We start from the raw sequence: 11,012 nt of genomic DNA on the forward strand, positions 1-11,012 counted from the left end.
ACTTTTTTACTTTCACTATACTCGTCTAACTTGCCAAAAAGCTTTTTTCCAATAAGGGCTATTCATCGAAGAATAAATCACCCCACCTTTGGTTGAAGCATGTAAAAACTTATCTTCTTTTACATAAATCCCAACATGGTAGCCATTTGGTCCTCGCCCTGTCTTAAAGAAAATTAAATCGCCCGTTTGGATATCTTCTTTGCGAACAAGTTTTCCATAACCCGCTTGATCTTTCGTTGTACGAGGAAGGCGAATGTTAAAACGGTCAATAAAGGTCTTTTGCACAAAACCCGAACAATCGATACCACCACGAGATTGCCCGCCTAAAACATATGGTGTACCCGCCCATTCATATTGTTGTTCACTTAACATAGCAATGGCCATAATAGGATCACCAATCTGACCTTTATAGTTCATTGCATAATCTTCACGAATACCACTTGAACAAGCAAAAAGTAAAAAACTTCCCGCGACTAAAAAAGCACATTTAATCTTATTCATGTTCAATCCTGACAAAAGTGCGGTCAAAAACGACCGCACTTTTCTTACTATTGTTTTGGCTTGGTGTTTTCCACACGAGCACGTAATTTTTGCCCTGGCTTGAATGCCACTACTCGGCGAGCAGAAACAGGAATGCTTTCACCTGTTTTTGGATTACGCCCCGGACGGGAAGCTTTATTACGAAGTTCAAAATTACCAAAACCTGATAATTTTACTTCACCACCAGATTCTAACGATAAACGAATTTCCTCAAAAAAGTCTTCCACTAATGCTTTAGCTTCAGCTTTTTGTAATTGATACTTATCTAATAAGTATTCAGTAATATCAATTTTTGTAATCGTTGCCATGTTAGTCTCCTGTTTAGTCTCTAAGCTCCGCATTAAAGCGTTGTTTAACTTCGTTTAATACAGCAGAGATTACCGCATTAATCTCATCATCTTCAAGCGTTTTTTCATTATCTTGAATAGTTAAACTGATTGCTAAGCTCTTATGTCCGCTAGCAACGCCAATGCCTTGATATACGTCGAATAAATTGACTTGTGTTAATTTTTCTCCGCCGGCTTGCTTACATGCATCGATAATATCGCCTGCTGGTACATTATCTGCAACGACTAAAGCTAAGTCACGACGGTTTGCTGGGAATTTTGAAATCTCTTTAGCTTGAACCACTCGACGATTTGCAATGGCATCCCATAAAATTTCAAAAACAACTGCTTTGCCATTTAATCCTAATTTTTGAGCGATAAGTGGATGAATAGTTCCAATAAAACCAATTTCTTTTCCATCTAATTCAATTGAAGCAGATTGCCCTGGGTGTAAGGCACTGTATGCTTTTGCCACAAATTTAACTCGATTACCCACTTCGGTAAGAGAAAGAATGCTTTCTAAATCACCTTTAAGATCAAAGAAATCTACATTTTCTGCTTTACCCGTCCAAGATTCAGATTTAGCTGTACCTGTAATTACACCAGCAAGAACAAACTCTTGGCGAATGCCAAATTCCGCATTTTCATCCGGAATAAAACGTAATCCTGTTTCAAATAAACGTACACGGTTTTGTTGACGGTTTTGGTTGTATAGTACTGCACCAAGTAATCCACTTAATAATGAAACACGCATTGCTGACATTTCAACTGAAATTGGGTTTGGCAATACAAGCGCTTCAATTTCTGGATGAAGTAAAGTCTGTACTTTTGGATCAACGAAGCTATACGTAATCGCTTCTTGATAATCTGCATCAACAAGTGCGGTCTTAATTCGGCTTAATTCTAAATCGGCTTCTTTATGCTCACGCATACGAAGATGTGCTAATGGCGCATTATTTGGAATGCTGTTATAACCATAAATACGCGCTACTTCTTCAATTAAATCTTCTTCGATTTCAATATCAAAACGCCAGCTTGCAGAAGTCACAGTCCAAACATCATTAGCATATTTCACGGCAAAACCTAAACGCTCAAAAATCTCGGTCACGGTTTCAGTTTCGATATGATGACCTAATAAGCTATCTAATTTTTCACGATGTAAAGTCACTTCATTGACTTTTGGTAAATATTGCTCGCTCACGACTTCACAAATTTCGCCAGCTTCACCGCCACAAATTTCAAGTAACAATGCTGTTGCTCTTTCCATTGCGTGACGTTGTAGCGTAAAATCAACACCACGTTCAAAGCGGTGTGAGGAATCTGTGTGTAAACCATATTGTCTTGCACGTCCCGCAATCGCTAATGGTGCGAAGAATGCCGCTTCTAAAATCACATCTTTTGTTGTTTCAGCATCAACACCGCTAGCTTGACCACCAAAGATACCCGCCATTGCTAATGGACCAGTTTGATCTGCAATCACTAAAGTATTCGGTTGTAATTTTGCGGTTGTACCATCTAATAAAACAAGCTCTTCGCCGTTATTGGCTAAACGCACTTGAACAGGTTGAGCTACTTTTGATGCATCAAAAGCATGCATTGGTTGACCTAATTCAAGTAAAACATAGTTAGTAATATCTACAATTGGGTCGATAGAACGAATACCGCAACGACGTAATTTTTCTTGTAACCAAATTGGTGATTGTGCTTTAACATTCACATTTTTCACCACGCGCAATAAATAACGCGGACATGCTTCTGGCGCATTTAATTCAATTTGAACTTTATCTGAAATTGTTGCCGGTACAGCATCAAAGTGCGGTTGATTAACAACTTGTTTATTAACCACGCCAACTTCACGTGCAACACCTGCAATGCTTAAACAATCTGCACGGTTTGGCGTTAAACTAATTTCAATAGCTTTATCATCTAAATCTAAATATTCACGTAGATTTGTGCCTACTGGTGCATCTAACGGTAATTCAATAATACCATCTGCATCTACATCAATGCCTAATTCAGAGAATGAGCAAAGCATCCCTTCTGAAGGTTGGCCACGTAATTTAGTCTTCTTAATTTTAAAATCACCAGGTAATACCGCACCTTCAGTTGCACATGCTACTTTTAAACCTTGACGGCAATTTGGTGCACCACAAACGATATCTAATAAGCGCTTGCCACCAACATTTACTTTAGTGACACGTAATTTATCTGCATCTGGGTGTTGCGCACATTCAACAACTTCACCTACAACAACACCTGTAAAGTCGCCAGCTACTTTTTCAACACCATCAACTTCTAAACCAAGCATCGTGATTTGATCACATAACTGCTCTGTTGAAATTGATGGATTAACCCATTCTCTCACCCAATTTTCACTAAATTTCATTATCTCTGTATCCTTTATTGATGAACGTGTTACGTTCTAAATTAATCATTATCGTCAATTTAACCAAACGGTTAATTACTTAAATTGTTTTAAAAAACGTAAGTCGTTTTCAAAGAATGAACGCAAATCTGTGACGTTGTAGCGTAACATAGTTAAACGCTCAACCCCCATGCCTACTGCGAAGCCAGAATATTCATTTGGATCAATACCTACGTTACGTAACACATTAGGATGCACCATACCACAACCTAAAACTTCTAACCATTTACCGTTTTTGCCCATTACATCCACTTCAGCAGAAGGCTCAGTAAATGGGAAATAGGATGGACGGAAACGAACTTGTAAATCTTCTTCAAAAAATGCACGTAAGAAATCGTGTAATAAGCCTTTTAACTCAGTGAAGTTTGCTTTTTTATCTACATAAAGCAATTCAATTTGATGGAACATTGGTGTGTGTGTTTGATCGTAGTCGTTACGATATACACGACCTGGCGCTATAATACGAATAGGCGGCTGCATTTTTTCCATGGTACGAATTTGCACACCTGAGGTTTGTGTACGGAGTAATAATTCAGGATTAAACCAAAAAGTATCATGATCAGCACGTGCTGGGTGATGTTTAGGGATATTTAATGCATCGAAATTATAATAATCACTTTCAATTTCGGGACCGGTTTCCACAGAAAAACCTAACTCTGAAAAGAATTTTGTTACGCGATTAATGGTAATAGTCACTGGGTGTAAACCACCTGTTTCTGTTTTACGACCTGGAAGACTCACATCAATACGCTCTTTTTCCAATTTCGCATTGAGTTCTGCTTGCTCCCATTCTGCTTTTTTAGCATTTAAAAAATCTAATGCCGCTTGTTTTGCTTCATTGATTTTAGCTCCCATTGCTGGACGCTCTTCTGCAGCAACATTACGCAATTCTTGCATAAGTTGGGTGAAATGCCCTTTTTTACCAAAATATTCCACACGAATTTCATCTAATGTAGCTAAACTTTTATTTTCGATTTGTTCAATCGCTGATTTTGCTTTCTCAACAAGATCTTTCAGATGTTGCATAGTTTCCCCTGATTATCTTTTCTAACTAAAAATACACTTAATGATAATACTAACTCATTAAAAAATCACGCGTTTTGTATCCAACCACTAAATATGAGAAACATAAAAACAAATAGGGATTGGGCGGGAATTTTCGGGAATAAGTGGGATGGATATAGATAAAACGGGGCTTGGCGGCGTGCTAGCCCCTTTTTTATTAGTTAAAAAATAGAAATAATGAAATGAGAAAATTTTTCTAAATATTGGCAGTTTAACCGCTAAAAATGGGAAACGTTAAACGCGGTTTAAATGGCTTTAAATTTAGGTTTAAATCTTTAAATTAAGTCGTGGCCGATGAAAACAACCTGGCCCAACACTTCAAAGTTTAAATTATCTTCAAACATCAGCTCTATCGGGGCGTAAATTTCCTTATTGTCACTAATCAAACGAATGCCGCCAGGAATCCCCTGCACGCGTTTAACCCAAAGCTGATCGCCTGAACGAATTACATAAATCTGCCCATCACGTGGCATAGTCATAGCCCGGTTGATTAGCAACATATCACCATGATGTATTGTCGGGGTCATGCTATCGCCGGAGGTTAGAATAAATGCCAGCTTATTCTTTTGAAGGCCGCGTTGCTGCAACCAGCGCGCGCTTAGCCCCACAAAATCATCCGGTTCATACACGTCATCATTAAACGCCCCAAAGCCGGCAGAAGCGAACGTCTTATAAAAAGGCACGCTAACAAGCTCAGTGGCTTTATTTAAGGCTTCTTTAATGTAACGCCCCGCCGTTTCTTCAATATTCGGGACTTGTATTTCAGTTGGGTAAAAGCCCAACTCCCTTTGTACCGCGGGTGGAAGCGATGACACATGGTATTCTAGCGCACCACCTTGCACCCCGTCCCTTTCTCGTCTTTTCCAATTCTGCGTCCTTGCCCTTTTGTTTATACCCTGTGGTGAATTTGGCAATCCGGCAATGTCTTTCAATTCATTTGCTGAAAACCATTCTTTAGAGTTTCTCATAATGGCACCTTTCAGAAACTTTGGTTTCTGCTTAGTTTCTAAAACATAAACATTTGATTATTAAAGGACTTTAAAAGCCGCTTTAAAAATGTTTGATTATTTTTCAGAAACCACTTGAGTTTCTGAAAACTCAGGTGTATAGTTTCCATAGTTTCCAAAGAATAACACCTGGGAATTAATCTAAAGAGTAAGGATAACACATTATGAGAAAGAACAAAAAAAATATGCACCGAGCATACATCATAGCAATGATACAAGAGAAAGGAAAAACTCTGTCTCAGTTATCAGTTGAAGCTGGTTTACATCCTAGAACATTAGGAAACGCGCTCGACCGAAAATATCCAAAGGGCGAGAAAATCATCGCTGATTTTATTGGTAAAACTCCCGAGGAAATATGGCCAACTCGCTACGAGTAGGAGGATTTATGAGCATGTGGATTTCAGCCCAACAACTAGCAACTTTAGAAACAATGCCAAGCTCTCCGCAAGGAGTTAATAAAAAAGCGCGTACTGGAAATTGGGAAAAAAGACAGGTTCAAGGTATTCGTGGGGTTGGCTATGAATATGCCTTTACTTCACTACCGCAAGAAACCCAAGCTGAGATCTTATTAAAGCAAAACGCGACTCCAGTTATGGCAGAAGCGCCGAAAGCTAAAAAAGAACTCAACTACCTACCGGAAGTTATTTGGAAGCCTTATGAAAAAGCGACCGATAAACAAAAGGAAGAAGCAAAAGCGAAACTCGCCCCACTGCACAAGCTAGACGATTTAGTGAAAAACAACGTGGCATTAATGATGGCACTTGATGCGGTTTCTACCGAGTATGAAATTGCGAAAGGATCACTCAAACGTTGGTATTACAAAGTGCGGTCTTTTGAACGCCCGGATTGGTTACCTTTATTGTTGGATAAACACAGCAACAAAAAAGCTGGCAAAGAAGCAGACTTCACAGAAGAAGCCTGGGAGACATTTAAGGCCGACTATTTTAGACCTGAATGCCCGCAATTTGGCAGTTGTTACGAGCGTTTAAAACGCGCCGCACGAGAAAACGGCTGGTCAATTCCATCAGCGAGCAGCATTAAGCGCAAAATCGCGCGAGAAGTGCCGAAATTAGTGCAAGTGCAATTACGCGAAGGTGACCATGCAGTCATGCAATATTACCCATCAATGCGCCGCACAGTGGCTGAAATTGAAGCCCTTGAGTGGATTAACGGCGACGGTTATCAACACAACGTATTTGTGCGTTGGCATAACGGCGAAATTGTCCGCCCTAAAACCTGGATTTGGCAAGACATTCGCACCCGCAAAATACTCGCCTACCGCGTAGATTTAAGCGAAAACAGCGACACCATCCGATTAAGTTTGATGGATCTTATTTGGAAATACGGCATCCCGAAAAAATGCACCATTGATAACACCCGCGCAGCGGCAAATAAATGGATGACCGGGGGCGTTAAGAACCGCTACCGCTTCAAAGTAAAAGAAGATGATGTGACCGGGATTATTCCGATGCTTGGCATCGAATTGTTGTGGACATCGGTGCAATTTGGCAAAGGTCACGGGCAAGCAAAACCAATCGAACGTGCGTTTTCACACGGTGGTTTAGGCGAGTTAGTTGATAAACACCCAAGCCTGGCGGGCTTTTACGCCGGGGAAAATGTTTACAGCAAGCCTGATAACTATAACGGCGGGAAAGACGGCGTAGATTACGACACATTTATTTTAGCCATAGAAGATGGCATCCGCACTTTCAACGAACGCGAAGGCAGACAAACCGAAATATGCCAAGGCATTTACAGTTTCAGCCAAGTGTTTGAGCGCGATTACGCCAAGGCGCAAATTCGCAAGGCAAGCGCAGAACAAATGCGGTTTTTAATGTTAATGAGCGAAGCCGTTACATTGAGAAAAGACGGCACATTTGAGTTAGAAGCTGGTGGCAAGGTCAATAATCGCAAAAACCGCTATTTAGCGAGCGAGCTTATTGCCACAGCGCACCGCAAGGTGGTGGTGAAATTCGACCCGCAAGACTTGCACAACAAAGTGTGGGTTTACGGTTTGGATGGCGTGTTCTTAGCCGAAGCGAAATGTACAGATGCGGTGGCGTTTGGTGATAAAACGAAAGGCCGCGAACACGATAAAGCACGCAAACAAATGGTGAAAGCGGTGAAAGCCCAAGCGAAAGCCACACTCACTATGAATGCACAAGAAGCAGCGCGTTATCAGCCTCAATTCGAGGAAGAAGAACCGCTAGAACCGAAAATCATCGAGCTATTCCGACAAGAAGGTAACGCAGTGCGTAAACACGAAGCGGTATTAGATGACGATGAAGATACCAACGATTTTGAACAAGGCTGGCGTAAAGGATTAGCCATGCTGAAAGAAGAAAAAGGGCTTTAAGCCGCATTTAAGGAGCGTTAAACATGACTTTAATTGAACAAATCAAACAACTTTTAGACAACCAAGTCCACACGCAGCGCGAAATTGCCGCGCAAGCTGGGATTTCAGCTGGGGCGTTGAGTGCATATTTAAAAGGCACTTACACCGGGAACGTTGAAAACGTAGAAGTCGCATTAAAAAACTGGCTTTCAACCCGCGAGAAAAAAGAAAAAGTGTTTGTGGAAGCACCGCACTTTATCGAAATTCCGACCGCCAAGAAAGTTTTTTCAGCGTTAGATATGGCCAAGATTTTGCCAACCATGGTGACCGTTTACGGCGCGAGCGGTGTAGGTAAAACAAAAGCATGCCAAGAATACAAAAAAGCCAACCAAAACGTGTGGATGATTACGGCAAGCCCAGCGCGCGCAACATTAAGTAGTATTTTGTATGAGTTAGCTCTTGAGTTAGGTATTAACGATGCGCCACGCCGTAAAGACCGCCTATCACGCCTAATTACTAAAAAACTCAAAGGCACACAGGGTTTGGTCATCATTGATGAAAGCGACCACCTTCCTTATGACGCGTTAGAAGAGATCCGAATTATCCAAGAAGAAGCCGAAGTAGGCTTTGCATTAATTGGTAACGATAAAGTTTACACCCGCATCCAAGGCGGCGTGAACCAGGCGCATGAATACGCGCGTCTTTGGTCACGAATTGGTAACAACTGCGGCGTTAAAGCTAGCACAAAAGGCGATATTAAAGCCATCGCGCAAGCCTGGGGGCTTGATATAGCCGACAAGGATTTAATGACCGTCCTTTATGACATCGGCGGCAAGGCGGGCGGCTTACGCGCTTTAACGCAATATTTACGCCTAGCCGGCATGACAGCGAAAGGACAAGGCACTGTAATCACACTCGACCTCATTTTAACCGCCCAAGCACAAATGAAAGGAGCGAACTAATGGAAAATTCAGCAAAAATCAACCGCACTTTAAGCGAACAAGCCAAACCTCACCCTGTGTTTGGTGGCTGCAACAAAATCGCCCTAGGTTACTTATCACAAACCCAAAAATGCGTGTTTGAGTTAAACAAAATGGGCTTGCATGTATTAAGCATTGAGTTTGACAAAATCAAACCTCGCGTGCGCATTGAGCCGAACGCATTAACGAAGAAATTAGAGAAAACAGGCCAGGCGCTTGCTTATATCCAAGGCAACGATGGCGTGCATTTTGCCGAATATCAAATGATGGTCGAAGGCATCAAGGTAATTTGGCGCAGTTATTTACACTAAAAACCAGGAGGAAAAAATGGCAAAAAAACCAACCCGAATTAAAACCGACACCTTTGCAGTGCGTTATCAAACGCGCGATGAAGTGGAAGTGGCAATTAAAGAGATCGGCGATTTAAACCGCGAATTAGAACGCCTAGCGATTGAACAAAACGACCGTTTGGCCGCAATCACCGAAGAATACGCGCCTTTAATGAACGCAATCAAAGAAAAGCTCGCGCCAAAACAAGATGCGGTGCAAGCCTGGTGTGAAAGCCGCCGCGATGAATTGACATTAAACGGCAAAACCAAAACAGGCACTTTCAACACCGGTGAAGTGCAATGGCGACAACGCCCACCGTCAGTCGGTATTCGCGGCACAGAGAGCGTGATTGAAAGTTTGCACACGTTAGGCCTGGTTCGTTTTATTCGCACCAAGGAAGAAATCAACAAAGAGGCCATGTTAAATGAGCCTGACTTAGCCGCAACGGTGGCTGGTGTAACGATTAAAACCGGTGTGGAAGATTTTGTGATCACCCCTTTTGAACAGGAGGCGAAATAATGCCAGCCTGGGCATTGAACCCGGTGTCATATTTGATTGCCGGGGTAATTCTAAGCCTAATCGTGGGCTTATTAGACCAGGAATAAAGCCTATTTAAACGCTCTTTAAACCCTAATTTAAGGGGCGTTCATAATAAGTTTTAACCAACCATAAAAGGAAACAAAAAATGGGAAACATCCACAAGTTTAACCGCTTCAAATATTACAGTGAAAAAGCGGCAAAAAGTGAACGCCAAGGCGACTTACAAGACGCCAAGGAACAATGGGCAATCGCAGAGCTAAATGCGAGCGGCCAAAAAAATAAAGAATGGTGCAAATGGCGTGGCGCATTTTGTGACCGAGTAATTAGAAAACCTTTCTAGGAGGAAATTATGGCGAAATATATAGCACGTTTTTACTGTTTAGTAGAAGCCGTTGTTGAAGCAGAAAGCAACGAACAAGTTTTAGATATGTGCGACCTAAATGTATGCGATGTAAATAAACTGCCGCACACCATTACAGAAATTGACGATGTGGTTGAAGTGGAGGAAGTATGACTGAGCTAACAAAAGATGATTTACGGGTTGGGCATATTTACTCCGCGAAAAGTCCTAAAGAACACGGTTTCCCACCATTATTAGGGGATAGACAAATAATGTGGATTGGGCTTATTTATGACAATAAAGAGGGGTTTGTTGATGGTGTGCAATATGACAGCCCATCAGTGAGAAGAGGACGCCGCTATCCAAAAATCAGCATAACCAAGTTTTTAAAATGGGCAGAGGCTGACATTACAGACAAAATGCCGAAAGGTGAATGGAGATATGCAAGATGACTGAGCAAGAAAAAATGCGCTTAGACGAGCAATTAGAACAAGCGGCAAAACAGCTCACACACGCGCTTCGCGCGTTACGCACAGGGCAAAATCAACACGCGGCGGTTTATGTTGGCAACGTACAAAACTTACTGCCAGGTTTAAGAATGAGATTGGTGAGATGAGTGAAATGGAAGAAAAAAAATATTCAGTAACGTTTGAGCTTAAAGTGGGAGTCGGTGATGACGATTTAACCTTTAATGTAAACACAGAATACCATCAAGCCCCAGCTTTATATGTGAAGGACGCGATGACTTGTTTGATGTTTAAGTTGCCTGAAATTGTGAGAGCGGGTTGGATTGTGATTGAGGGTATGGACGATAACGTCAAAAGTGGTTTCGAACACAAAATAAAATTAGATTTTTGCACCCAAGATAATGACGAATGGGAAGTTAGTGCGAAAGTCGAAAATCCCAATGAAACTGGTCGTATGTTGATTGGCTTTATTGAGAGAATTATTTTGAATGATCCAGTTATTGACGAGATCCTTCAGCGAGAAAAATAAACCCATTTACAGCCCATTTAAGCCACGTTTAAGTGGGCTGAATAATGTGTTTTAAAAAGGAATAAACAATGCATAAAACTAAACCAAAGCTGATCCAGCTAATTCATATAGCCAAGCAAAAACTGGCA

Annotated in this window: 15 protein-coding genes; 10 read left to right on the forward strand and 5 right to left on the reverse strand. The window is 41.4% G+C overall.

All coding sequences use genetic code 11. From position 1 onward, the window contains the following. Positions 1–15: 15 nt before the first annotated feature. The 5 genes from DPV85_RS04805 to DPV85_RS04825 form a co-directional block, all read right to left on the reverse strand. A complete protein-coding gene (locus DPV85_RS04805) occupies positions 16–501 on the reverse strand; it encodes a C40 family peptidase (RefSeq protein WP_111327247.1) in 486 nt (161 codons plus the stop codon). 47 nt (positions 502–548) lie between these two features. After that, positions 549–848 carry an integration host factor subunit alpha gene (locus DPV85_RS04810; RefSeq protein WP_005697518.1) on the reverse strand — a complete coding sequence of 100 codons (300 nt, stop codon included), beginning with the start codon at positions 846–848 and terminating at the stop codon, positions 549–551. Between the two features lie 13 nt (positions 849–861). Further along, positions 862–3,252, reverse strand: a complete 2,391-nt coding sequence (pheT, locus tag DPV85_RS04815) for a phenylalanine--tRNA ligase subunit beta (protein ID WP_111327248.1) — start codon at positions 3,250–3,252, stop codon at positions 862–864. 75 nt (positions 3,253–3,327) lie between these two features. Continuing rightward, positions 3,328–4,317, reverse strand: a complete 990-nt coding sequence (gene pheS / locus DPV85_RS04820; RefSeq protein WP_111327249.1) for a phenylalanine--tRNA ligase subunit alpha — start codon at positions 4,315–4,317, stop codon at positions 3,328–3,330. A gap of 314 nt (positions 4,318–4,631) precedes the next feature. Beyond that, the gene (locus tag DPV85_RS04825; protein WP_111327250.1) at positions 4,632–5,324 is read right to left on the reverse strand and encodes a helix-turn-helix domain-containing protein; all 693 of its coding nucleotides are present in this window, start codon (positions 5,322–5,324) and stop codon (positions 4,632–4,634) included. Between the two features lie 203 nt (positions 5,325–5,527). Here DPV85_RS04825 and DPV85_RS04830 point away from each other — a divergent pair, with 203 nt between their 5' ends. The 10 genes from DPV85_RS04830 to DPV85_RS04865 all read left to right on the forward strand — a co-directional run bounded on the left by DPV85_RS04830 (position 5,528) and on the right by DPV85_RS04865 (position 10,884). Continuing rightward, positions 5,528–5,740, forward strand: coding sequence for a helix-turn-helix domain-containing protein (locus tag DPV85_RS04830; RefSeq protein WP_111327251.1), 213 nt, complete (start codon positions 5,528–5,530; stop codon positions 5,738–5,740). Positions 5,741–5,748: 8 nt separating this feature from the next. Next, positions 5,749–7,719 (forward strand): transposase domain-containing protein, encoded by a 1,971-nt coding sequence (locus DPV85_RS04835; RefSeq protein ID WP_165816477.1) that lies wholly within the window; start codon positions 5,749–5,751, stop codon positions 7,717–7,719. Positions 7,720–7,742: 23 nt separating this feature from the next. Next, entirely contained in the window at positions 7,743–8,660 is a 918-nt protein-coding gene (locus DPV85_RS04840; protein WP_049370728.1) for an AAA family ATPase, read from the forward strand. Next, positions 8,660–8,989, forward strand: coding sequence for an HI_1482 family protein (locus tag DPV85_RS04845; RefSeq protein ID WP_111327253.1), 330 nt, complete (start codon positions 8,660–8,662; stop codon positions 8,987–8,989). The genes DPV85_RS04840 and DPV85_RS04845 overlap by 1 nt, the downstream gene beginning before the upstream one ends. 16 nt (positions 8,990–9,005) lie before the next feature. Beyond that, positions 9,006–9,527 carry a host-nuclease inhibitor Gam family protein gene (locus tag DPV85_RS04850; protein ID WP_111327254.1) on the forward strand — a complete coding sequence of 174 codons (522 nt, stop codon included), beginning with the start codon at positions 9,006–9,008 and terminating at the stop codon, positions 9,525–9,527. 166 nt (positions 9,528–9,693) lie between these two features. Continuing rightward, complete coding sequence (locus DPV85_RS04855) at positions 9,694–9,888, forward strand: ANR family transcriptional regulator (RefSeq protein ID WP_111327255.1); 195 nt, start codon at positions 9,694–9,696, stop codon at positions 9,886–9,888. A 9-nt stretch (positions 9,889–9,897) separates the two neighbouring features. After that, positions 9,898–10,062, forward strand: coding sequence for a hypothetical protein (locus DPV85_RS09925; protein WP_162836983.1), 165 nt, complete (start codon positions 9,898–9,900; stop codon positions 10,060–10,062). Continuing rightward, positions 10,059–10,340 carry a hypothetical protein gene (locus tag DPV85_RS04860; protein WP_111327256.1) on the forward strand — a complete coding sequence of 94 codons (282 nt, stop codon included), beginning with the start codon at positions 10,059–10,061 and terminating at the stop codon, positions 10,338–10,340. The genes DPV85_RS09925 and DPV85_RS04860 overlap by 4 nt, the downstream gene beginning before the upstream one ends. Then, positions 10,337–10,504 (forward strand): hypothetical protein, encoded by a 168-nt coding sequence (locus DPV85_RS09930; RefSeq protein ID WP_165816478.1) that lies wholly within the window; start codon positions 10,337–10,339, stop codon positions 10,502–10,504. The genes DPV85_RS04860 and DPV85_RS09930 overlap by 4 nt, the downstream gene beginning before the upstream one ends. Next, entirely contained in the window at positions 10,501–10,884 is a 384-nt protein-coding gene (locus tag DPV85_RS04865) for a hypothetical protein (protein WP_243584645.1), read from the forward strand. The genes DPV85_RS09930 and DPV85_RS04865 overlap by 4 nt, the downstream gene beginning before the upstream one ends. Positions 10,885–11,012: the final 128 nt, after the last annotated feature.

The sequence above is a fragment of the Haemophilus parainfluenzae genome (genome assembly GCF_003252725.1).
Classification (GTDB): domain Bacteria; phylum Pseudomonadota; class Gammaproteobacteria; order Enterobacterales; family Pasteurellaceae; genus Haemophilus_D; species Haemophilus_D parainfluenzae_L.

Bases quoted from the DNA above. Each gene is read 5' to 3' on its own strand.
- DPV85_RS04830 (WP_111327251.1), top strand. From the start codon at position 5,528: ATGAGAAAGAACAAAAAAAATATGCACCGAGCATACATCATAGCAATG.
- DPV85_RS09925 (WP_162836983.1), top strand. From the start codon at position 9,898: ATGGCGAAATATATAGCACGTTTTTACTGTTTAGTAGAAGCCGTTGTT.
- DPV85_RS04845 (WP_111327253.1), top strand. From the start codon at position 8,660: ATGGAAAATTCAGCAAAAATCAACCGCACTTTAAGCGAACAAGCCAAA.
- DPV85_RS04805 (WP_111327247.1), bottom strand. From the start codon at position 501: ATGAATAAGATTAAATGTGCTTTTTTAGTCGCGGGAAGTTTTTTACTT.
- DPV85_RS04855 (WP_111327255.1), top strand. From the start codon at position 9,694: ATGGGAAACATCCACAAGTTTAACCGCTTCAAATATTACAGTGAAAAA.
- DPV85_RS09930 (WP_165816478.1), top strand. From the start codon at position 10,337: ATGACTGAGCAAGAAAAAATGCGCTTAGACGAGCAATTAGAACAAGCG.
- DPV85_RS04810 (WP_005697518.1), bottom strand. From the start codon at position 848: ATGGCAACGATTACAAAAATTGATATTACTGAATACTTATTAGATAAG.
- DPV85_RS04865 (WP_243584645.1), top strand. From the start codon at position 10,501: ATGAGTGAAATGGAAGAAAAAAAATATTCAGTAACGTTTGAGCTTAAA.
- pheS (WP_111327249.1), bottom strand. From the start codon at position 4,317: ATGCAACATCTGAAAGATCTTGTTGAGAAAGCAAAATCAGCGATTGAA.
- pheT (WP_111327248.1), bottom strand. From the start codon at position 3,252: ATGAAATTTAGTGAAAATTGGGTGAGAGAATGGGTTAATCCATCAATT.
- DPV85_RS04825 (WP_111327250.1), bottom strand. From the start codon at position 5,324: ATGAGAAACTCTAAAGAATGGTTTTCAGCAAATGAATTGAAAGACATT.
- DPV85_RS04840 (WP_049370728.1), top strand. From the start codon at position 7,743: ATGACTTTAATTGAACAAATCAAACAACTTTTAGACAACCAAGTCCAC.
- DPV85_RS04835 (WP_165816477.1), top strand. From the start codon at position 5,749: ATGAGCATGTGGATTTCAGCCCAACAACTAGCAACTTTAGAAACAATG.
- DPV85_RS04860 (WP_111327256.1), top strand. From the start codon at position 10,059: ATGACTGAGCTAACAAAAGATGATTTACGGGTTGGGCATATTTACTCC.
- DPV85_RS04850 (WP_111327254.1), top strand. From the start codon at position 9,006: ATGGCAAAAAAACCAACCCGAATTAAAACCGACACCTTTGCAGTGCGT.